We start from the raw sequence: 19,431 nt of genomic DNA on the forward strand, positions 1-19,431 counted from the left end.
CCGGCTGCTTTGCGGTTTCCGGAGACGACGGAATTATCATGCTCGACTTGGCTATCGTTGGCGGCGGCCCCGGGGGGCTGATGAGCGCCTGGTATTTGAAGCGTAAGCTCGGCGACCTCTGCCGCGTCACGATCTTCGAGGCGTCGAACCGGCTCGGCGGCAAGGTGCTGACGCGCAAATTCGAGTCCGCGCCCGCGATGTACGAGGCCGGCGTCGCCGAAATCTACGACTACTCGATGACAGGGCCGGACCCGCTGCGCGAGCTGATCCAGCACTTCGGCCTGCAAACGATCCCGATGGACGCCGAGCAGGTGCAGCTCGACGGCGAGCTGCTCGCCGACGTCCCGGGCATGCGCCGCAAATACGGGCCGAAGACCGCGGCCGCGATCGAGGCGTTCCGCAAGCGCTGCGCCGAGCTGGTGTCGCCGATCGAATATTACGAGGGCGTCGGCGCCCACGACAACGAACACCCCTGGGCCTACAAGACGGCAGAGCAGGTGCTCGACGAGGAGGTCGAGGACGAGACTGCCAAGCGCTTCTTCAAGGTGATGGCGCGCTCCGACATCGCGACCGAGAGCCACAACACCAATGGCCTCAACGCGTTGAAGAACTACGTGATGGACGTCGACGGCTATATCGGCCTGTACTCGATCCAGAACGGCAATGAGCAGTTGATCGAATGCCTGCGCTCGGAAGTCGATGCCGACATCCAGCTCAACCATCGCGTTCTCAAGGTCGGCAAGGCCACCAACGGCCGCTACCAGCTCAACATGATGAACGGCAAGGGGCCGGAGACGCGGGACTTCGACCTCGTGCTGGTCTGCCTGCCGCACTCCTGGCTCGCCACAATGCGCTGGGACGGCGAGGCGCTGCGCCAGTCGATGGTCAAGCACGTCGCCTATTTCGACAAGCCGGCGCACTATCTGCGCGTCTCGATCCTGTTCGACGAGCCGTTCTGGGGCGAGAAGATTCCGGGCGCCTGGTTCATGTCGGAAGCCTTCGGCGGCTGCTGCGTCTACAATGAAGGCGCGCGCCACGATGTCGGAAAGCACGGCGTGCTGAACTGGCTGATCGCGGGCTCGGATGCGCTCGCCTTCGCCAATCTCAGCGACCAGGAGCTGATCGACGCCGCGCTGAAGTCGCTGCCGGCCTCGCTCGGCAATGCGCGCGAGCATTTCCTGGAAGGCAAGATCCACCGCTGGCTGTCGTCGGTCAACGCGCTGCCGGGTGGATTGCCGGTGCGCGACGTCATGACCAACCACCGCCCCGAGCCGAAGCAGCATCCGGGCCTCGTGGTGGTCGGCGACTATCTGTTCGATTCGACGTTGAACGGGCTGCTCGACTCCTCCGATGCCGCGACCGATATCGTCGTCACCGAGATGATGCGGCTGCGTCGTACCCGCGCGCAGGCCGACGCGACGTGGTCCGACAAGATCGATCGCAGCTACTTCGAGAACTATCGTGGCGCAGGCCCATACAGCGAATCCTGGCGGACCTTCAGCGATCCCGACTATCTGACGGATCTGATCAAGACGGTGTGGGGCCGCGCAAAGGGCTACAAGCTCCTGATCGCGGGCTCCGCCAGCGGCGAGCTGGTCGGCGCGCTGCGCGAGCGCGGCGTCGACGCCTGGGGCATCGAGAACAACCGCTACATCCACGGCAAGACGCCGAAGGCGCTGAAGAAGTACAACAAGCTCGGCTCGATCGCCGACCTGCCGTTCAAGGCCAACGAGTTCGATTTCGTGTTCGAGACCAGCCTGTGCCATGTCGCCGAAAAGCAGGTGCCGCGCGCCGTGCGCGAGCTCCATCGCGTGGTCAAGACCGGGCTTGTGTTCGGCTCGGTGACCTCGGACATGGCGCCGGCGGTGATAGACCGCTACGACTTGCTCCGTGGGGTGAAGAAGCTCGGCACCTGGTGGGAATGGTCCGAGCTGTTCTTCGGCAACGGGTTCGACCTGTCGATGCACCGCCGCGACTGCACCGATGCGTTGTGGGCGCTGACGCTTGAAGCCAACAAGGGACCCGGGCAGTGGTACGCCGACTCCGACAGCCTGCGCTATTCCTTCTTCGACAAGGTTGATGCCGACGAGGACGATTAGCGAGGACGGGATGCGACGCTGGCATCGCGCGTCAACAAACTGTTAGGCAGCAGACGCAGTCCGGCCGAATCCTTAGGGCGCGCCGCGCGATTCGTCGGCGATCCCAAACGCTTTGCTGAATTGATCCTGATCGCATAGGATCGCCGCCGCAGCGTTTGCCTCTGCGATCTTGATTAGCGGTCATGCCGGCCGTGGAGCATCGGTTGGTTTCATGGCGTCAAAATCTCCTGCATCCGACAACCCGAAACTGCTCGATCCCGATGATCCCGAGCTGAAGAAGAAGCTTGCGGCTGTGCCTGGTTCGTCCGGGCCAGTGATCTCCGCGAAGCCGAGTGCGGCACCGGTGAAGGACGACGACGAAGACGAGGATGAGGACGACGAGCTCGAGCTCGATGACGACGATGATGACGAGGAGCTCGTCGTCTTCACCGCCAAGGAAGCCGCCGGCGCGCTGTCCACGATCTTCGGCTTCGTCAAGCCGATCCTGTCGAGCTACAAGAAGCCGTTCGCCTTCGTCACCGTCGGCGTGCTGGTCGAGACGTTGTTCAACGTCATCATGCCGCTCAGCCTCAAATTCCTGATCGACGACGCGCTCGGCGAGGAGGATTTCGGGGCGCTCTACAAGATCCTCGGCGTGCTTGCGGTCGCCGGCATCGTCACCTCGATCATCGCGGTCTGGTACGAGCGCTGGGATGCGCGGCTTGCCGCCGGCATCATTGCCGATGTGCGGACGCGGCTGTTCGACCATGTCCAGAACCTGCCGTCTTCCTATTTCGCGCGCACCAAGCGTGGTGAAATCCTGTCGCGTTTCTCGATCGATCTTTCGGCGTTCGAGGGCTCGATCAAGTCCTTCGCCAACAGCGCGGCGCTGCCGTTCTTCGAATTGATCGCCGGCATCATCCTGATGCTGTTCCTCAACTGGCAGCTCGCCGCCGTCGCGCTGTTGATATTTCCGATCACGCTGATCGGCCCGCGCATCCTGACGCCAAAGGCGGTGCAGGCGAACTACGAGCAGAAGCAGAACGAGGCGGCGCTGCTCGCGACCGTGCAGGAGAACGTGGCCGCGCAGGCGGTGGTGAAGGCGTTCAACCTGCAGCGCCGCGCGCTCGGCTGGTTCACCCTGCGCAACCGCGACGTCAGGGCGAAGGCGGCCTCCGCCATGTTCCTGTCGACCATGGTGGAACGCACCGTCACGATCGCGGTGCTGCTGCTGCACCTCGTGGTGCTGGCGATCGGCGCCTATCTGGCGACCAAGGGACAGATCACGGTCGGCACGTTCGTGACCTTCGAGAGCGCGTTCTGGGAGGTGTCGTACAACATCGGCCATCTCATGCATTTCATCCCGGTGTCGATCCAGTCGGCGGCGGCGGTGCAGCATATCCAGGAACTGCTCGACGAGCCGACCCGCGGCGCCGACCGACCCGGCGCGCCCGCTCTGCCGCGCATCACCAATGACATCACCTTCGACCACGTCAGCTTCCAGTACGAAGGCGCACTGACGCCGGTGCTCGACAATCTCAGCCTCAAGCTCAAGGCCGGCAAGAGCGTCGCGATCGTCGGCCCCAGCGGGTCCGGCAAGAGCACGCTGCTCAACCTGATCCTGCGGCTCTACGTGCCGAACGAAGGCCGCGTGGCGATCGACGGCGTCGACATCCGCAAGGTGACGCGGGAGTCGTTGCGGGCGAACATGGCGGTGGTGTTCCAGGAGAACATGCTCTTCAACATGTCGATCCGCGAGAACATCCGGCTCGGCAAGGAGGGAGCGACCGATGAGGAGGTCGTGGATGCGGCCAGGAAGGCCGAGATCCACCGCTACATCATGAGCCTGCCGCAGAAATACGACACCCCGGTCGGGGAGCGCGGCGATACGCTGTCGGGCGGCCAGCGCCAGCGCATCGCGATCGCGCGCGCGATCATCCGCAATCCGTCGGTGCTGCTGCTCGACGAGGCGACCTCGGCCCTCGACCAGACCACGGAAGCTGCGATCAATCGCACGCTGCTCAAGGTCGCCAAGGGCCGCACCATGATCTGGTCGACGCACCGTCTGACCTCGGTGGTCGATATGGACGAGATCATCGTGATATCGGGCGGCAGGGCGATCGAGCGCGGCTCGCACGCCGAGTTGCTCGCGAAGAACGGCGTGTACCGCAAGCTCTGGGACGACCAGGGACACGCGCTGCACAGCGCGGATGATGATGACGAGGACGAGGACGAGGACGAAGAGGACGACGACGAGGAGTAGTCCCGTCGTGTCGCCGCCGATCGCCCATTCGGGTCAGGCGAGCCGGCCTCGCGATTGCTCGCCGATCACGCGGTGCTCGGGGCGTGCGGACCTTGAAGGAAGCCGCTTGCGGACTGCATAGCGGACACCCTGGGCGAGGCGAACCGCGAAGCGGCTCCAGCGCCCGGCGCGCCACGCGACCCCGTGATCGATCGAGAGCGATCGCAGGTGATAGGCTTTGGCAAGCGATCGCGCCTCACACGCGACCTTGGCGGGGTCGTCGTAGAACTGCCGGATCTTGTCGACGTCCATGCCGTCGGTCGCGAGCCAGGCGGGGACGTGGACGTTGCAGAGACGTTCGACATCGGTGAACACCTTCGTCGTCCCGGTGCCGGCGGCCGGGCAGGACGTCGAAAAGGCATCGCCGGCCAGCACGACGCCGGGCTGGAGATAGCCGTCGGTCGCGCAGAGATCGGCGGGCCTGATCCGGACCGGGGTGCCGACCCTGAAATCCCCGAGCATGCGGTGCAGGCCCGGCATCATCGCCATCATCGTCGCTTCGGGCGCCTGCCGGAAATCGCGCAGCCACGGATCGGTCATGTCGCGGTAGACCATCAGGTTGGCGCGCATCTTGCCGCCGATCGGGAAGATCGAGAGATAGGCCATCCGCTGGCCCGGCCGTCCCGGCCAGTAGGTCAGCGCCGGAAATGCGAATGCGGCGCGGCCGACCGGCGCGATGTCGAAGCCGAGCGTGATCGAATGACAGCTGCTGATGATGCGGCGCTGCATGCCGAGCATCTCGCGAAGACCGATGTTCAGTCCGTTGGCGAGCACGACGAGGCGCGCCGAAACCACCTCGTCGTTGGCGAGCGTGATCTGTTGGCGATCGCTGCTGGTTGCGACCGCATAGGCCTTGCCGTGGATGATCTCGACGCCGGAGGGGACCTGCGCACGCACGGCGTTGACCAGCGTGTCGTACATGACGCCGTGCTGATCGCTCGGCTTCTTGGCGACCACCATGCCGAAGCGCGCCTCCCAGACCTCGCCGTCGAGCGTGGTCGCGCTCAACGTTTGCTCGGCGAGCCCCGTCCTGCGCAACAGCTCGAGCTGGTCGCCGCCGAGCTTCTCGCAGCGTAGCTCGGGCGGATAGGTTACATGCGGATCGATCAGGCAGGCGGCCACGCCCGCACGCCCCAGCATTGCTGCCGCAGTCGCGCCGGCAAGGCCGCCGCCTACGATCGCAACGTCCGTGTACCGCATGGCTTAAGGGCCCCGATGTGATGCGCCGATTGTGGGCGGGAATGGCAAAAAAACGCTGAAGCCTTTGATCACGATCAGGTCAACAGGGCTGCGCTTAATTGAATAACAATCTCCACACCGCACGATGTCGCGTCGAAACGGCCGAGCAGGCCAATTGCGAATGATTTCGGTAACGATCGATTCACCAAACCTGGACCTTGGCGCGCAATGGGACGATCTCGTCCTGCGGGCATCGTCGAACGTGTTCATGAATCCCGCCGCGCTGAAGGCGGCGAACGACACTCAGTTCGCTCGCATCGGAATGATGCTCGCGTGGCACGAGGGCGCAGGCGCGCGCCGGCTGGTCGGCGTCTGGGCGTTGCAGCGGCGCAGGGCGGTGCCGTGCTGGCCGGAGGTGCTGGAGGCGCTGCCCTATAATTATGCTTTCCTGTCCAATCCGGTCGTCGATCCCGCTTATGTCGACGAGGTGATGCCGGCGCTGTTGTCGGCGGTCGAGGCGAACCCGCGGCTGCCGAAGACGATGAACCTGATGCAGTTCGACGCGGAGGCGCCGAGCCACAAGGCGATCACCGACGCGCTCGCCGCGCGCGGCATTGCCCCGCTGGTGCTGACCTCAAGCGCACGGCCTTTCGTGACCGCGGAGTTCGGCGTGAAGCGATCCGGCTCGACGCGGAAGAAGCTGCGGCAGGACTGGAACAGGTTGTCGGCGCTCGGCAGCATCGAGGTGGTCAACGAGCGAAGGCCGGCCGCGGTGCACGCTGCATTCGAGACGTTCCTGACGATGGAGCAGGCGAGTTGGAAGGGCGCGCGCGGCACCGCGCTGCTGTCGCATGGCCATGATGCGGTCTTTGCGCGGACCCTGGTGCAGAATCTCGCGGCGATGCAGTGCGCGTCGGTTGCGTTGCTGCAGGTCAACGGCGAAGCCGTTGCGGCCCAGGTTCTGATGTATTGCGGAACGACGGCCTACACCTGGAAGACGGCGTTCGATGCGCAGTTCGGGAAATACTCGCCCGGTGCGTTGCTGGTCGACAAGGTCACCGATCAACTGCTCAGCACACCTGACATTCAGGCGATCAATTCCTGCGCCGCCGAGGACAGCTTCATGGCGCAGCTATGGGCCGGCCGCCGTCCCATGGTGGACCTGCTGATCGACGTTCGCGCCGCTCGTTCCCTGGGTTACCGGATGGAGGCTGGGCGCCAGCTCGGTTACCAGCTGCTGCGGCGCTGGCGGAACCGGATGCGCCAACGCCGGTCGGCGCCATCTGCTGCGCAGCCGTCGAAGGCGGCCGTCGGCAAAATAGACGACAACGCGCGCCCAGCGCTGAGCCTGCCAGTAAAGCCCGGGGGCGATCGTCACCGAGCGGAAGGTGAACGCCTTGGCGTTTGACCAAGCGTCGCAAGCCTTCTTGAGGGGATCGTCGTAGAACGCCGCGATGTTGTCCGCGCCCATGCCGTTGGTCGCGAGCCAGGCCGGGATGTGGACCCTGCAGAGCCGCACCACATCCGTGAACACCTTGTCTGCCCCGGTGCCGGTGACCGGGCAGGTGGCTGCAAAGGCATCGCCGACCAGCACGACGCCGGCCTGCCGATAGCCGGTGCTGACATAGAGGTCGGAAGGCCTGACCCTGATGTCGCCGGCGACATCGAAGTCGCCGGTGAGCCGGCGCAGCTGCGGCAGCGCGGCGTTGAGCGTCTCGACCGGATTGCGCCGCATCGCGCGCAGCCATGGATCATCGGCCCGGCGGAAGGTGAAGAGGTTGGCGCGCATCCGGCCTTCGATCGGAAACCGCGTCACATAGGAGATGAGATCGCTAGGCCGTTCCGAGAAATAGGTCATTGCCGCGAACGGGAAGGCGGCACGCCCCACCGGCACCAGATCGAAGCCGATCGAAATCGAGTGGCAGGCGCTGGTGACCTCGCGCGCGATGCCGAGGCTGCGGCGCAGCCCGACGTTCAATCCAATGGCGAGCACGACGAGGCGCGCCGAGATCGCCTCGCCGTTGGCGAGCACCAGCGTCTGCCGCTCGGCGCTGGTCCTGACGTCGACGACCTTGTCACAGATGAATTCCGACTGATATTTCGGCCCGCATCACGGCGACCAGCTTGTCGTACATGATGCCGAACTGCTGGTTAGAGGTCTTGTCGAGCAGATAGCCGGATCGCGCAATCCAGTTCTGGTCGCTCCAGGTGGCCGAGCGCAGCACGGATTCGGCGAGCCCTGTCGCGGCGAATCGCTGCAGTTGCTCGACTCCGCAGAGCTTTTCGACCCGGAAATCGAACGGATAGGTCTGATGCGGGTCGATCAGAATGCTCGGGATCCCGGCGTGCCCGAGCATGGCCGCCGCGGTCGATCCTGCAAGGCCTCCGCCGATGATCGCAATCGGTATGCCGCATGAGGGGTCCGGAACGATGGAACCCGCCTTTTTGCCTGCGAACGGCAAATAAAGCCTTAGTTTTGGCAGCGGCCCCGGATGGCCGCGCGAGAACGTCCTGTCTTTGATCATGTTTTACCCGGGTGAAATATGATTCTTCCGGACCCACCGGGAGGTGGTGTGGGGCAGGGGCGTTGTCATAATCCGGCGCGACCGAAATGCGAAATCCGCAAGTGGCAGAAGCGTTTCTTTGATTATCGTTTTGCTTGACTTCACTATCTCGCGCTTATACAAGGCGCCCACTTATCGACAGGCGGTGAGCAACGCCAGAGTCGGAACGGCACACCCTAAGCTCCTTCATTCAGGGGCCGGACGGGCACCAACCTCGACGAATGCCGCTCAAACGCTGTCGACTATAGCTAGGCAATGCCAGGACGATTTTGGTTCTCTTGAGCACGTCCTCTTGAGAGTGAATTCGGATGCATGACCTCGGTGGCGGACTGAACGGCGAACGCTGAGCAGTCCTGGATCGCGGTCCTCTGTGGCGTCGAAGCGCTTTCCGCTCAGCGATGAGTGGTTGGCGCGATTTCGTTTTGCGTGGATTTCTGTTCCGCGCCGAGCGGGCCGTACGGGACGGCTGATCCCGAGAAGAATTTGCGGAACCACTCAAGGTTTCGCGCGAACTAAAAGGGTGAAGGCTGCATGCCGACGATCAACCAGCTGATCGCTAATCCACGTGAAGTGCAGAAGTCGCGCAAAAAGGTGCCGGCGCTGCAGCAGTCGCCGCAGAAGCGCGGCGTTTGCACGCGCGTCTACACCACGACCCCGAAGAAGCCGAACTCGGCGCTTCGTAAGGTCGCCAAGGTGCGCTTGACCAACGGCTTCGAGGTGATCGGCTACATCCCGGGTGAAGGCCATAACCTGCAGGAGCACTCGGTGGTCATGATCCGCGGCGGTCGCGTCAAGGACTTGCCCGGCGTGCGCTACCACATCCTCCGCGGCGTGCTGGATACCCAGGGCGTCAAGAACCGTAAGCAGCGCCGTTCGAAGTACGGCGCGAAGCGTCCGAAGTAAGCGGGAAACGATCAGATGTCGCGTCGCCATTCTGCTGAGAAGCGTGAAGTTCTTCCCGACCCGAAGTTCGGGAACATCATCATTACGAAGTTCATGAACTCGGTGATGTACGCCGGGAAGAAGTCGGTTGCTGAAAACATCGTCTACGGTGCGCTCGGCATGATTGAGTCCAAGACCAAGCAGAACCCGCTCGGCGTGTTCGAGCAGGCGCTCGAGAACGTGATGCCGACCATCGAGGTCCGCTCCCGCCGCGTCGGCGGCGCGACCTACCAGGTGCCGGTCGAAGTTCGTTCGGTGCGTCGTCAGGCGCTCGGCATCCGCTGGCTGATTTCGGCCGCACGCGAGCGCAATGAGAAGACCATGACGGAGCGGCTCTCGGCGGAGTTGCTGGATGCGTCGAACAACCGTGGCAACGCTGTCAAGAAGCGTGAAGACGTGCACCGGATGGCGGAAGCCAACCGCGCCTTCTCGCATTACCGCTGGTAAGGCGAACAACGGAATTTAAGGAACAGTCTCATGCCCCGCCAACATGCCATCGAGGACTACCGCAACTTCGGTATCATGGCGCATATCGACGCCGGCAAGACCACGACCACCGAGCGCATCCTCTATTACACCGGCAAGAGCCACAAGATCGGCGAAGTGCACGAAGGTGCCGCGACGATGGACTGGATGGAGCAGGAGCAGGAGCGTGGCATCACGATCACCTCGGCTGCGACCACCGCGTTCTGGAACGGCAAGCGCCTGAACATCATCGACACCCCCGGCCACGTCGACTTCACCATTGAAGTCGAGCGTTCGCTGCGCGTGCTCGACGGCGCCGTGTGCGTGCTCGACTCCAACCAGGGCGTCGAGCCGCAGACCGAGACCGTGTGGCGCCAGGGCGACAAGTACAAGGTGCCGCGCATCGTTTTCGCCAACAAGATGGACAAGACCGGCGCGGACTTCTTCAAGTGCCTGTCCGACATCGTCGATCGCCTCGGCGCGAAGCCGATCGCGATCCAGCTTCCGATCGGCGCCGAGAACAACTTCAAGGGTCTCGTCGACCTCGTGAAGATGAAGGGCGTCATCTGGAACGATGAATCCCTGGGCGCCAAGTTCGACTATGTCGACATTCCGGAAGATCTCGTCGAGCAGGCCAAGGAATACCGCGAGAAGATGGTGGAAGCCGCCGTCGAGCTCGACGACGACGCCATGGCCGCCTACCTCGACGGCAAGGAGCCGGACGAAGCGACGCTGAAGCGCCTGATCCGCAAGGCGGTGCTGACTGGCGCCTTCTATCCGGTGCTGTGCGGCTCCGCGTTCAAGAACAAGGGCGTGCAGCCGCTGCTCGACGCCGTCGTCGACTATCTGCCGTCTCCGATCGACGTGCCCGCGATCAAGGGCACCGACGATGACGGCAACGAAGTCGTGCGCAAGGCGGACGACAAGGAGCCGCTCGCGCTGCTCGCATTCAAGATCATGGACGATCCGTTCGTCGGCACCATCACTTTCTGCCGCATCTATTCCGGCATCCTGCAGTCGGGCACCGGCGTGGTGAACTCGACCCGCGAGAAGAAGGAACGTATCGGCCGCATGCTGCTGATGCATGCGAACAACCGCGAAGACATCAAGGAAGCCTATGCCGGCGACATCGTTGCGCTGGCGGGTCTGAAGGAAGCGCGCACCGGTGACACGCTGTGCGATCCCGACAAGCCGGTCATCCTTGAAAAGATGGAATTCCCGGAACCGGTGATCGAAATCGCGATCGAGCCGAAGTCGAAGGCCGACCAGGAAAAGCTGGGCGTTGCGCTTGCCAAGCTCGCCGCGGAGGATCCGTCGTTCCGCGTGTCGACCGACCAGGAGTCCGGCCAGACCATTCTCAAGGGCATGGGCGAACTCCATCTCGACATCAAGGTCGACATCCTCAAGCGCACCTACAAGGTCGACGCCAACATCGGCGCGCCGCAGGTGGCGTTCCGCGAGCGGGTGACCAAGAAGGCCGAAGTCAAGTACACGCACAAGAAGCAGACCGGCGGTACCGGTCAGTTTGCCGAAGTGTCGATCGTCGTCGAGCCGAACGAGCCCGGCAAGGGCTACGAGTTCGAATCCAAGATCGTCGGCGGTGCGGTGCCGAAGGAATACATCCCCGGCGTTGAAAAGGGCCTCAACAGCGTGATGGGCTCCGGTGTCGTCGCCGGCTTCCCGGTGGTGGACGTCAAGGTGCAGCTGGTCGACGGCAAGTATCACGACGTCGACTCGTCGGCGCTGGCGTTCGAAATCGCATCGCGGGCTGCGTTCCGCGAGGCGCTGACGAAGGGCAAGTCCGTTCTGCTCGAGCCGATCATGAAGGTCGAGGTGGTGACCCCGGAAGACTACACCGGTTCGGTCATCGGCGACCTGAATTCGCGGCGCGGCCAGATCCAGGGCCAAGACATGCGCGGCAACGCCAACGTCATCAACGCGATGGTGCCGCTCATGAACATGTTCGGTTACGTGAACAATCTGCGCTCGATGAGCCAGGGTCGCGCGACCTTCACCATGCAGTTCGATCACTACGCCGAAGCTCCGGCGAACGTGTCGGCTGAAGTCCAGAAGAAGTTTGCCTGATTGTCGTTGACGGCAGTCAACGATTGAACGGAGAGTCAAATGGCCAAAGCTAAATTCGAACGTAACAAACCGCACTGCAACATCGGCACCATCGGTCACGTCGACCATGGCAAGACCTCGCTGACCGCAGCGATTACCAAGGTGCTCGCAGAGACCGGTGGTGCAACGTTCACCGCCTACGACCAGATCGACAAGGCGCCGGAAGAGAAGGCGCGCGGCATCACGATCTCGACCGCTCACGTCGAGTACGAGACGACCAACCGTCACTATGCCCACGTCGACTGCCCCGGCCACGCCGACTACGTGAAGAACATGATCACCGGCGCTGCCCAGATGGACGGCGCGATCCTGGTCGTGTCGGCTGCTGACGGCCCGATGCCGCAGACCCGCGAGCACATCCTGCTCGCCCGCCAGGTCGGCGTGCCCGCGCTCGTCGTGTTCCTCAACAAGTGCGACATGGTCGACGATCCGGAGCTGCTCGAGCTCGTCGAGATGGAAGTCCGCGAACTGCTCTCGAAGTACGAGTTCCCCGGCGACGATATTCCGATCATCAAGGGTTCGGCGCTCGCCGCCCTCGAAGACAAGGACAAGAAGCTCGGCCACGACGCCATCCTCGAGCTGATGCGCAACGTCGACGAGTACATCCCGCAGCCGGAGCGTCCGATCGACCAGCCGTTCCTGATGCCGGTTGAAGACGTGTTCTCGATCTCGGGCCGCGGTACCGTGGTCACCGGCCGTGTCGAGCGCGGTATCATCAAGGTCGGTGACGAAATCGAAATCGTCGGTCTGCGCGACACCCAGAAGACCATCGTCACCGGCGTCGAAATGTTCCGCAAGCTGCTCGATCAGGGCCAGGCTGGCGACAACATCGGTGCGCTGCTCCGCGGCACCAAGCGCGAGGAAGTCGAGCGCGGCCAGGTGCTGGCGAAGCCGGGTTCGGTCAAGCCGCACACCAAGTTCAAGGCTGAGGCCTACATCCTCACCAAGGAAGAGGGCGGTCGTCACACCCCGTTCTTCACGAACTACCGTCCGCAGTTCTACTTCCGCACCACCGACGTGACCGGTGTTGTGCACCTGCCCGAAGGTACCGAAATGGTGATGCCGGGCGACAACATCGCGATGGAAGTGCACCTGATCGTGCCGATCGCGATGGAAGAGAAGCTGCGCTTCGCGATCCGCGAGGGCGGCCGCACCGTCGGCGCCGGCGTCGTCGCCGCCATCATCGAGTAAGGGTGGATCAGTCAAGTTTGCAGCGTGTGGGTTCGCCCACCCGCTGCTCACCACTCGCTATTCGCTAATAGAGCGACGAAGAAAGAGATACGGCAATGAACGGCCAAAACATTCGCATCCGTCTCAAGGCGTTCGACCATCGAATCCTCGATACGTCGACCCGTGAGATCGTGAACACGGCGAAGCGCACCGGTGCGCAGGTTCGCGGACCCATTCCGCTGCCGACCCGCATCGAGAAGTTCACCGTCAACCGTTCGCCGCACGTTGACAAGAAGAGCCGCGAGCAATTCGAGATGCGCACCCACAAGCGCCTTCTCGACATTGTCGACCCGACCCCGCAGACCGTCGATGCGCTGATGAAGCTCGACCTGGCCGCCGGTGTCGACGTCGAGATCAAGCTCTAAGGTTTTGGATTTTTACGTCCGCCGCTTGCGGACAGAAAGACAGGAAGCACGCCGATGCGCTCCGGAGTGATCGCACAGAAGGTCGGGATGACGCGGGTCTTTACAGAGGCCGGCGAGCATATCCCTGTGACCGTGCTGAAGCTGGGCAACTGCCAGGTGCTGGGCCACCGCACGACCGAGAAGAACGGCTATGTCGCCCTTCAGCTCGGCGCGGGCGCCCGCAAGACCGTTTACATGCCCAAGGCCGAACGCGGCCAGTTCGCGGTCGCCAAGGTCGAGCCCAAGCGCAAGGTCGCTGAGTTCCGCGTGTCCGAGGACTCGCTGATCCCGGTCGGCGCGGAAATCCAGGCAGACCATTTCGTGGTCGGCCAGTTCGTCGACGTGACCGGCACCTCGATCGGTAAGGGGTTTGCCGGCGGCATGAAGCGCTGGAATTTCGGCGGTCTGCGCGCCACCCACGGTGTGTCGATCTCGCACCGTTCGATCGGTTCGACCGGTGGTCGTCAGGATCCCGGCAAGACCTTCAAGAACAAGAAGATGCCCGGTCACATGGGTGTCGATCGCATCACCACGCTCAATCTGCGCGTGGTGCAGACCGACGTCGAGCGCGGCCTGATCCTCGTCGAAGGCGCCGTTCCCGGCTCCAAGGGCGGCTGGATCTCGGTGCGCGACGCGGTGAAGAAGCCACTGCCGAAAGAAGCTCCGAAGCCCGGCAAGTTCAAGGTTGCCGGCGGCGAAGCCGCCGAGGCTTCGGCCGAGAAGGAGGGTGCGTGAGATGGAACTGAAAGTCACGACCCTTGAAGGTAAGGACGCCGGCTCGGTTGAGCTGTCGGATGCGATCTTCGGTCTCGAGCCGCGCGCCGACATCATCCAGCGCTGCGTGCAGTGGCAGCTGAACAAGCGCCAGGCCGGCACGCACAAGGCGCAGGGCCGCGCCGATGTCTGGCGCACCGGCAAGAAGATGTACAAGCAGAAGGGCACCGGCGGCGCCCGTCACGGCTCGGCCCGCGTGCCGCAGTTCCGCGGCGGTGGCCGTGCGTTCGGTCCGGTCGTTCGCTCGCATGCGACCGACCTGCCGAAGAAGGTGCGCGCGCTTGCGCTGAAGCATGCACTGTCGGCCAAGGCCAAGGATGGCGGGCTGGTCGTGATCGACAGCGCGGCGGTCAAGGAAGCCAAGACCAAGGCTCTGGTCGGTCACTTCTCCGGTCTCGGGCTCACCAACGCGCTGATCATCGACGGCGTCGAGCTCAACACCGGTTTCGCGACCGCGGCCCGCAACATCCCGAATATCGACGTGCTGCCCATCCAGGGCATCAACGTCTACGACATTCTCCGCCGCCAGAAGCTGGTGCTGACCAAGGCTGCGGTTGATGCGCTGGAGGCGCGCTTCAAATGAAGAACATTGACCCGCGCCATTACGACGTGATCGTCGCCCCTGTCGTGACCGAAAAGGCGACGCTCGCCTCCGAGCACAACAAGGTGCTGTTCAAGGTCGCCGGCAAGGCGACCAAGCCGCAGATCAAGGAAGCGGTCGAGAAGCTGTTCGACGTCAAGGTGAAGAGCGTCAACACCCTCGTTCGCAAGGGCAAGACCAAGGTGTTCCGCGGCAATCTCGGTTCGCAGTCGGACACCAAGCGCGCGATCGTGACCCTGGAAGAGGGCCACCGCATCGACGTGACTACCGGACTATAAGGCGCAACGACGATGGCATTGAAAACCTACAATCCCACGACGCCGGGCCAGCGCCAGCTGGTCATGGTCGATCGTTCGGCGCTCTACAAGGGCAAGCCGGTGAAGACCCTGACCGAGGGCAAGCTCGGCAACGGCGGTCGCAACAACACCGGCCGCATCACCGTGCGCTTCCGCGGCGGCGGCCACAAGAAGGCCTACCGCATCGTCGACTTCCGCCGCGACAAGGTGGATGTGCCGGCGACCGTGGAGCGGCTGGAGTATGATCCGAACCGCACCGCCTTCATCGCGCTGATCAAGTATCAGGACGGCGAGCATGCCTACATCCTGGCGCCGCAGCGTCTGGCCGCGGGCGACACCGTCGTCGCCGGCAACTATGTGGACGTCAAGCCCGGCAACGTCATGCCGCTCGGCAACATGCCGGTCGGTACGATCGTTCACAACATCGAGCTGAAGATCGGCAAGGGCGGCCAGCTGGCGCGCTCCGCCGGCACCTACGCCCAGATCGTCGGTCGCGACCAGGACTACGTGATCATCCGCCTGAACTCGGGCGAGCAGCGTCTCGTGCACGGCCGTTGCCGCGGCACGATCGGCGCGGTCTCGAACCCCGATCACATGAACATCTCGATCGGCAAGGCCGGTCGTACCCGCTGGCTTGGCTGGCGTCCGCACAACCGCGGCGTCGTCATGAACCCGATCGATCACCCGCACGGCGGTGGTGAAGGTCGTACCTCGGGCGGTCGCCACCCGGTCACCCCGTGGGGCAAGCCGACCAAGGGCAAGAAGACCCGCACCAACAAGTCGACCAACAAATTCATTCTCCTCAGCCGCCACAAGCGGAAGAAGTAAGGAACGCCGGACATGGTTCGTTCAGTCTGGAAAGGCCCGTTCGTCGAAGGCTCTCTGCTCAAGAAGGCAGATGCCGCGCGCGCGTCCGGCCGTCACGACGTCATCAAGATCTGGAGCCGCCGCTCCACCATCCTGCCGCAGTTCGTCGGCCTGACCTTCGGCGTCTACAACGGCCAGAAGCATGTGCCGGTGGCGATCAACGAGGAAATGGTGGGTCACAAGTTCGGCGAGTTCTCGCCGACCCGGACCTTCCACGGCCACTCGGGCGACAAGAAAGCCAAGAAGGCTTGAGGATTAGACGATGAGCAAACCAAAGCGCGAACGTAGCCTCGCGGACAATGAGGCCAAGGCCGTCGCCCGCATGCTGCGCGTCAGCCCGCAGAAGCTGAACCTGGTGGCGCAGCTGATCCGCGGCCGCAAGGCGTCGGCTGCGCTCGCCGACCTGCAGTTCTCGCGCAAGCGGATCGCGGTCGACGTCAAGAAGTGCCTGGAGTCGGCGATCGCCAACGCCGAGAACAACCATGACCTCGAAGTCGACGATCTCGTCGTCGCCGAGGCACATGTCGGCAACGGCATCGTGATGAAGCGTTTTGCTCCGCGCGGCCGTGGCCGTTCGGGCCGTGTGTACAAACCGTTCTCGCACCTGACCATCGTGGTTCGTCAGGTCGAGGCCGAGGCAAGCGCTTAAAGAGGGCGCAGGAGAAGACGATGGGTCAAAAGATCAATCCAATCGGGCTGCGTCTCGGCATCAACCGGACCTGGGATTCCCGTTGGTTCGCCGGCAAGCAGGAATACGGCAAGCTGCTGCACGAAGACGTCAAGATCCGCGAGATCCTGCACAAGGAGCTCAAGCAGGCGGCTGTGGCGCGCATCGTGATCGAGCGTCCGCACAAGAAGTGCCGCGTGACGATCCACTCGGCCCGTCCGGGCGTCGTGATCGGCAAGAAGGGCGCCGACATCGACAAGCTGCGCAAGAAGGTTGCCGACATCACCTCGTCGGACGTCGTGATCAACATCGTCGAAATCCGCAAGCCGGAGCTCGATGCGACCCTGGTCGCCGAATCGATCGCCCAGCAGCTCGAGCGCCGCGTTGCGTTCCGCCGCGCCATGAAGCGCGCCGTGCAGTCGGCGATGCGCCTCGGCGCCGAGGGCATCCGCATCAACTGCTCGGGCCGTCTCGGCGGCGCCGAAATCGCGCGCATGGAGTGGTACCGCGAGGGCCGCGTGCCGCTGCACACGCTGCGCGCCGACGTTGATTACGGCGTTGCGACCGCATTCACGACCTTCGGCACCTGCGGCGTCAAGGTCTGGATTTTCAAGGGCGAGATCCTCGAGCACGATCCGATGGCCCAGGACAAGAAGATGGCCGAGGGCGACAACACCCCGCGTTCGCGCCGCGACGCCGCTTGAGGCAAAGCAGGAATTTGAGGGCTTAAAGCCATGATGCAACCTAAGAAAACGAAGTTCCGGAAGGCGCATAAGGGCCGTATCCACGGCGTTGCGACCTCTGGCGCGACGTTGGCGTTCGGCCAGTTCGGCCTGAAGGCGATGGAGCCTGAGCGCGTCACCGCCCGTCAGATCGAAGCCGCCCGCCGCGCGCTGACCCGTCACATGAAGCGCGCCGGCCGCGTCTGGATCCGCGTGTTCCCCGACGTGCCGGTGTCGAAGAAGCCGGCCGAAGTCCGCATGGGCTCCGGCAAGGGTTCGCCGGAATTGTGGGTGGTCCGGATCAAGCCGGGCCGTGTGATGTTCGAGATCGACGGCGTGCCGGTGCAGACCGCCAAGGAAGCGCTGTCGCTCGCCGCCGCCAAGCTGCCGATCAAGACGCGCTTCGTCGCGCGCATTGCGGAGTAATCGCCATGGCCGAGATGAAGATTGAAGACATTCGCGCGATGAGCGACGACCAGCGGGAAGACGCGATCCTGAACCTCAAGAAGGAACGCTTCAACCTGCGCTTCCAGCGCGCCACCGGGCAGCTGGAGAACACCTCGCGGATGCGGGAAGCCCGCCGTGAGATCGCTCGTATCAAGACCATCGCTGCTCAGCAGCGCGCGAAGAAGAAGTAAGGGGCCAGCTATGCCGAAACGTACTCTGCAGGGCGTGGTCGTCAGCGACAAGCAAGCCAAGACCGTGGTGGTGCGCGTTGACCGCCGCTTCACCCACCCGATCTACAAGAAGACGATCCGCCGTTCCAAGAACTACCACGCGCACGACGAGAACAACCAGTTCAAGCCTGGCGACATGGTCTGGATCGAGGAATCGAAGCCGATCTCGAAGCTGAAGCGCTGGACCGTGGTCCGGGGCGAACACAAGAAAACTGCCTGATTGCTTCGGCTTAGCCGGGGGAACTCAGGGAAATTTTGAGCGCGCTAAAGCGCAGAAAGAGGACGAGGTGCATCAATGATTCAGATGCAGACCAACCTCGACGTGGCCGATAATTCAGGCGCACGCCGTGTCATGTGCATCAAGGTACTTGGAGGCTCCAAGCGCCGCTATGCCACCGTGGGCGACGTTATCGTTGTGTCGATCAAGGAAGCCATTCCGCGTGGCAAGGTGAAGAAGGGCGACGTGATGAAGGCCGTCGTGGTGCGAGTCCGCAAGGACATCCGCCGCGCCGACGGTTCGGTCATCCGTTTCGACCGCAACGCCGCCGTGCTGATCAACAATCAGTCGGAGCCGGTCGGCACCCGTATCTTCGGGCCGGTGCCGCGCGAGCTGCGCGCCAAGAACCACATGAAGATCATTTCGCTTGCGCCGGAGGTGCTGTGATGGCTGCCAAGATCCGCAAAGGCGACAAGGTGATCGTGCTGACCGGCCGCGACAAGGGCCGCACCGGCGAGGTGTTCGAGGTTCGTCCGGACGAGAACAAGGCTCTCGTACGCGGCATCAACATGGTGAAGCGTCACCAGAAGCAGACCCAGTCCCAGGAAGGCGGCATCATCTCCAAGGAGATGCCGATCCACCTGTCCAACATCGCGTATGTCGGCAAGGACGGAAAGCCGACCCGTGTTGGTTTCAAGATTCAGGCCGATGGCAAGAAGGTCCGTGTTGCCAAGAGCTCGGGAGCAGAGATCGATGGCTGAAACAGCTTACGTGCCGCGCCTGCGCGCGGAGTATGACAAGAAGATCCGCAGCATGATGACCGAGAAGTTCGGTTATGCCAACGTGATGCAGGTTCCGCGCCTGGACAAGGTCGTGCTCAATATGGGCGTCGGCGAGTCCGTCAACGACCGCAAGAAGGCCGAGACCGCGGCTGCCGAGCTGACGCAGATCGCCGGCCAGAAGGCGATCGTGACCTACTCGCGTATCGCGATCGCGACCTTCAAGTTGCGTGAGAACCAGCCGATCGGCTGCAAGGTCACGCTGCGCAAGACCCATATGTACGAGTTCATCGACCGCCTGGTGAACGTGGCGCTGCCCCGCGTCCGCGACTTCCGCGGTCTGAACCCGAAGAGCTTCGACGGCCGCGGCAACTACTCGCTCGGCATCAAGGAGCACATCATTTTCCCCGAGATCGACTTCGACAAGGTCTCGGAAGCGCGTGGCATGGACATCACGGTGTGCACCACCGCCAAGACCGACGACGAGGCGCGCGCCTTGTTGACCGCTTTCAATTTCCCGTTCCGGCAGTGAGTAGCTGACCA

The 19,431-nt window shown here is 63.4% G+C and carries 23 protein-coding genes and 1 pseudogene; 21 read left to right on the forward strand and 3 right to left on the reverse strand.

The annotated features are described in order from the left end of the window. Positions 1-38: 38 nt before the first annotated feature. Entirely contained in the window at positions 39-2,099 is a 2,061-nt protein-coding gene (locus AS156_RS02110) for an FAD-dependent oxidoreductase (RefSeq protein ID WP_066499379.1), read from the forward strand. A gap of 211 nt (positions 2,100-2,310) precedes the next feature. Next, entirely contained in the window at positions 2,311-4,341 is a 2,031-nt protein-coding gene (locus tag AS156_RS02115; RefSeq protein WP_066499382.1) for an ABC transporter ATP-binding protein, read from the forward strand. Positions 4,342-4,374: 33 nt separating this feature from the next. Here AS156_RS02115 and AS156_RS02120 read toward each other — a convergent pair whose 3' ends face one another. Further along, complete coding sequence (locus AS156_RS02120) at positions 4,375-5,580, reverse strand: FAD-dependent monooxygenase (protein ID WP_066499385.1); 1,206 nt, start codon at positions 5,578-5,580, stop codon at positions 4,375-4,377. A 160-nt stretch (positions 5,581-5,740) separates the two neighbouring features. On the opposite strand from AS156_RS02120, the gene AS156_RS43840 reads away from it, so the two are divergent. Next, positions 5,741-6,967: a GNAT family N-acetyltransferase gene (locus AS156_RS43840; protein WP_082747280.1), complete on the forward strand. Its 1,227-nt coding sequence runs from the start codon at positions 5,741-5,743 to the stop codon at positions 6,965-6,967. Between the two features lie 18 nt (positions 6,968-6,985). Here the strand turns inward: AS156_RS43840 and AS156_RS45885 are convergent. Continuing rightward, positions 6,986-7,591, reverse strand: a pseudogene (locus AS156_RS45885) (FAD-dependent monooxygenase); the annotation flags it as partial. 43 nt (positions 7,592-7,634) lie between these two features. Beyond that, entirely contained in the window at positions 7,635-8,084 is a 450-nt protein-coding gene (locus tag AS156_RS45890) for an FAD-dependent monooxygenase (RefSeq protein ID WP_066499394.1), read from the reverse strand. A gap of 570 nt (positions 8,085-8,654) precedes the next feature. On the opposite strand from AS156_RS45890, the gene rpsL reads away from it, so the two are divergent. The 18 genes from rpsL (at position 8,655) to rplE (ending at position 19,420) form a co-directional block, all read left to right on the forward strand. Further along, entirely contained in the window at positions 8,655-9,026 is a 372-nt protein-coding gene (gene rpsL, locus AS156_RS02140; protein ID WP_006611834.1) for a 30S ribosomal protein S12, read from the forward strand. 15 nt (positions 9,027-9,041) lie between these two features. Beyond that, positions 9,042-9,512 (forward strand): 30S ribosomal protein S7, encoded by a 471-nt coding sequence (gene rpsG / locus AS156_RS02145; RefSeq protein ID WP_066499397.1) that lies wholly within the window; start codon positions 9,042-9,044, stop codon positions 9,510-9,512. Positions 9,513-9,542: 30 nt separating this feature from the next. Continuing rightward, positions 9,543-11,615, forward strand: coding sequence for an elongation factor G (gene fusA, locus AS156_RS02150; RefSeq protein ID WP_066499401.1), 2,073 nt, complete (start codon positions 9,543-9,545; stop codon positions 11,613-11,615). 39 nt (positions 11,616-11,654) lie between these two features. Next, positions 11,655-12,845 (forward strand): elongation factor Tu, encoded by a 1,191-nt coding sequence (gene tuf, locus AS156_RS02155; RefSeq protein WP_066499402.1) that lies wholly within the window; start codon positions 11,655-11,657, stop codon positions 12,843-12,845. Positions 12,846-12,940: 95 nt separating this feature from the next. Beyond that, positions 12,941-13,249, forward strand: a complete 309-nt coding sequence (gene rpsJ, locus AS156_RS02160) for a 30S ribosomal protein S10 (protein ID WP_002712302.1) — start codon at positions 12,941-12,943, stop codon at positions 13,247-13,249. A 54-nt stretch (positions 13,250-13,303) separates the two neighbouring features. After that, positions 13,304-14,023, forward strand: a complete 720-nt coding sequence (gene rplC, locus AS156_RS02165) for a 50S ribosomal protein L3 (protein WP_066499404.1) — start codon at positions 13,304-13,306, stop codon at positions 14,021-14,023. Position 14,024: 1 nt separating this feature from the next. Then, complete coding sequence (rplD, locus tag AS156_RS02170) at positions 14,025-14,645, forward strand: 50S ribosomal protein L4 (protein ID WP_066499406.1); 621 nt, start codon at positions 14,025-14,027, stop codon at positions 14,643-14,645. Further along, positions 14,642-14,941, forward strand: coding sequence for a 50S ribosomal protein L23 (locus AS156_RS02175; RefSeq protein WP_066499408.1), 300 nt, complete (start codon positions 14,642-14,644; stop codon positions 14,939-14,941). Before rplD ends, AS156_RS02175 begins: the two co-directional genes overlap by 4 nt. Before the next feature lie 12 nt (positions 14,942-14,953). Further along, positions 14,954-15,787 (forward strand): 50S ribosomal protein L2, encoded by an 834-nt coding sequence (rplB, locus tag AS156_RS02180; protein WP_066499411.1) that lies wholly within the window; start codon positions 14,954-14,956, stop codon positions 15,785-15,787. Between the two features lie 12 nt (positions 15,788-15,799). After that, positions 15,800-16,078: a 30S ribosomal protein S19 gene (rpsS, locus tag AS156_RS02185; RefSeq protein WP_018272137.1), complete on the forward strand. Its 279-nt coding sequence runs from the start codon at positions 15,800-15,802 to the stop codon at positions 16,076-16,078. 10 nt (positions 16,079-16,088) lie between these two features. After that, the gene (rplV, locus tag AS156_RS02190; RefSeq protein WP_066499414.1) at positions 16,089-16,475 is read left to right on the forward strand and encodes a 50S ribosomal protein L22; all 387 of its coding nucleotides are present in this window, start codon (positions 16,089-16,091) and stop codon (positions 16,473-16,475) included. A gap of 20 nt (positions 16,476-16,495) precedes the next feature. Then, the gene (rpsC, locus tag AS156_RS02195; RefSeq protein ID WP_018272135.1) at positions 16,496-17,197 is read left to right on the forward strand and encodes a 30S ribosomal protein S3; all 702 of its coding nucleotides are present in this window, start codon (positions 16,496-16,498) and stop codon (positions 17,195-17,197) included. A gap of 30 nt (positions 17,198-17,227) precedes the next feature. Further along, the gene (rplP, locus tag AS156_RS02200; RefSeq protein WP_066499417.1) at positions 17,228-17,641 is read left to right on the forward strand and encodes a 50S ribosomal protein L16; all 414 of its coding nucleotides are present in this window, start codon (positions 17,228-17,230) and stop codon (positions 17,639-17,641) included. A 5-nt stretch (positions 17,642-17,646) separates the two neighbouring features. Beyond that, positions 17,647-17,853 carry a 50S ribosomal protein L29 gene (rpmC, locus tag AS156_RS02205; RefSeq protein WP_066499424.1) on the forward strand — a complete coding sequence of 69 codons (207 nt, stop codon included), beginning with the start codon at positions 17,647-17,649 and terminating at the stop codon, positions 17,851-17,853. Positions 17,854-17,863: 10 nt separating this feature from the next. Next, positions 17,864-18,112 carry a 30S ribosomal protein S17 gene (gene rpsQ / locus AS156_RS02210; RefSeq protein WP_066499426.1) on the forward strand — a complete coding sequence of 83 codons (249 nt, stop codon included), beginning with the start codon at positions 17,864-17,866 and terminating at the stop codon, positions 18,110-18,112. 75 nt (positions 18,113-18,187) lie between these two features. Further along, positions 18,188-18,556 (forward strand): 50S ribosomal protein L14, encoded by a 369-nt coding sequence (rplN, locus tag AS156_RS02215; RefSeq protein WP_011473865.1) that lies wholly within the window; start codon positions 18,188-18,190, stop codon positions 18,554-18,556. Then, the gene (gene rplX, locus AS156_RS02220) at positions 18,556-18,870 is read left to right on the forward strand and encodes a 50S ribosomal protein L24 (protein ID WP_066499427.1); all 315 of its coding nucleotides are present in this window, start codon (positions 18,556-18,558) and stop codon (positions 18,868-18,870) included. The genes rplN and rplX overlap by 1 nt, the downstream gene beginning before the upstream one ends. Next, the gene (rplE, locus tag AS156_RS02225) at positions 18,863-19,420 is read left to right on the forward strand and encodes a 50S ribosomal protein L5 (protein ID WP_066499428.1); all 558 of its coding nucleotides are present in this window, start codon (positions 18,863-18,865) and stop codon (positions 19,418-19,420) included. Before rplX ends, rplE begins: the two co-directional genes overlap by 8 nt. Positions 19,421-19,431: the final 11 nt, after the last annotated feature.

The sequence above is a fragment of the Bradyrhizobium macuxiense genome (genome assembly GCF_001542415.1).
GTDB lineage: Bacteria > Pseudomonadota > Alphaproteobacteria > Rhizobiales > Xanthobacteraceae > Bradyrhizobium > Bradyrhizobium macuxiense.

Excerpts from the sequence above, each read along its gene's own strand:
- AS156_RS02110 (WP_066499379.1), top strand. The coding sequence starts at position 39 with ATGCTCGACTTGGCTATCGTTGGCGGCGGCCCCGGGGGGCTGATGAGC.
- AS156_RS02115 (WP_066499382.1), top strand. The coding sequence starts at position 2,311 with ATGGCGTCAAAATCTCCTGCATCCGACAACCCGAAACTGCTCGATCCC.
- AS156_RS02120 (WP_066499385.1), bottom strand. The coding sequence starts at position 5,580 with ATGCGGTACACGGACGTTGCGATCGTAGGCGGCGGCCTTGCCGGCGCG.
- AS156_RS43840 (WP_082747280.1), top strand. The coding sequence starts at position 5,741 with ATGATTTCGGTAACGATCGATTCACCAAACCTGGACCTTGGCGCGCAA.
- AS156_RS45890 (WP_066499394.1), bottom strand. The coding sequence starts at position 8,084 with ATGATCAAAGACAGGACGTTCTCGCGCGGCCATCCGGGGCCGCTGCCA.
- rpsL (WP_006611834.1), top strand. The coding sequence starts at position 8,655 with ATGCCGACGATCAACCAGCTGATCGCTAATCCACGTGAAGTGCAGAAG.
- rpsG (WP_066499397.1), top strand. The coding sequence starts at position 9,042 with ATGTCGCGTCGCCATTCTGCTGAGAAGCGTGAAGTTCTTCCCGACCCG.
- fusA (WP_066499401.1), top strand. The coding sequence starts at position 9,543 with ATGCCCCGCCAACATGCCATCGAGGACTACCGCAACTTCGGTATCATG.
- tuf (WP_066499402.1), top strand. The coding sequence starts at position 11,655 with ATGGCCAAAGCTAAATTCGAACGTAACAAACCGCACTGCAACATCGGC.
- rpsJ (WP_002712302.1), top strand. The coding sequence starts at position 12,941 with ATGAACGGCCAAAACATTCGCATCCGTCTCAAGGCGTTCGACCATCGA.
- rplC (WP_066499404.1), top strand. The coding sequence starts at position 13,304 with ATGCGCTCCGGAGTGATCGCACAGAAGGTCGGGATGACGCGGGTCTTT.
- rplD (WP_066499406.1), top strand. The coding sequence starts at position 14,025 with ATGGAACTGAAAGTCACGACCCTTGAAGGTAAGGACGCCGGCTCGGTT.
- AS156_RS02175 (WP_066499408.1), top strand. The coding sequence starts at position 14,642 with ATGAAGAACATTGACCCGCGCCATTACGACGTGATCGTCGCCCCTGTC.
- rplB (WP_066499411.1), top strand. The coding sequence starts at position 14,954 with ATGGCATTGAAAACCTACAATCCCACGACGCCGGGCCAGCGCCAGCTG.
- rpsS (WP_018272137.1), top strand. The coding sequence starts at position 15,800 with ATGGTTCGTTCAGTCTGGAAAGGCCCGTTCGTCGAAGGCTCTCTGCTC.
- rplV (WP_066499414.1), top strand. The coding sequence starts at position 16,089 with ATGAGCAAACCAAAGCGCGAACGTAGCCTCGCGGACAATGAGGCCAAG.
- rpsC (WP_018272135.1), top strand. The coding sequence starts at position 16,496 with ATGGGTCAAAAGATCAATCCAATCGGGCTGCGTCTCGGCATCAACCGG.
- rplP (WP_066499417.1), top strand. The coding sequence starts at position 17,228 with ATGATGCAACCTAAGAAAACGAAGTTCCGGAAGGCGCATAAGGGCCGT.
- rpmC (WP_066499424.1), top strand. The coding sequence starts at position 17,647 with ATGGCCGAGATGAAGATTGAAGACATTCGCGCGATGAGCGACGACCAG.
- rpsQ (WP_066499426.1), top strand. The coding sequence starts at position 17,864 with ATGCCGAAACGTACTCTGCAGGGCGTGGTCGTCAGCGACAAGCAAGCC.
- rplN (WP_011473865.1), top strand. The coding sequence starts at position 18,188 with ATGATTCAGATGCAGACCAACCTCGACGTGGCCGATAATTCAGGCGCA.
- rplX (WP_066499427.1), top strand. The coding sequence starts at position 18,556 with ATGGCTGCCAAGATCCGCAAAGGCGACAAGGTGATCGTGCTGACCGGC.
- rplE (WP_066499428.1), top strand. The coding sequence starts at position 18,863 with ATGGCTGAAACAGCTTACGTGCCGCGCCTGCGCGCGGAGTATGACAAG.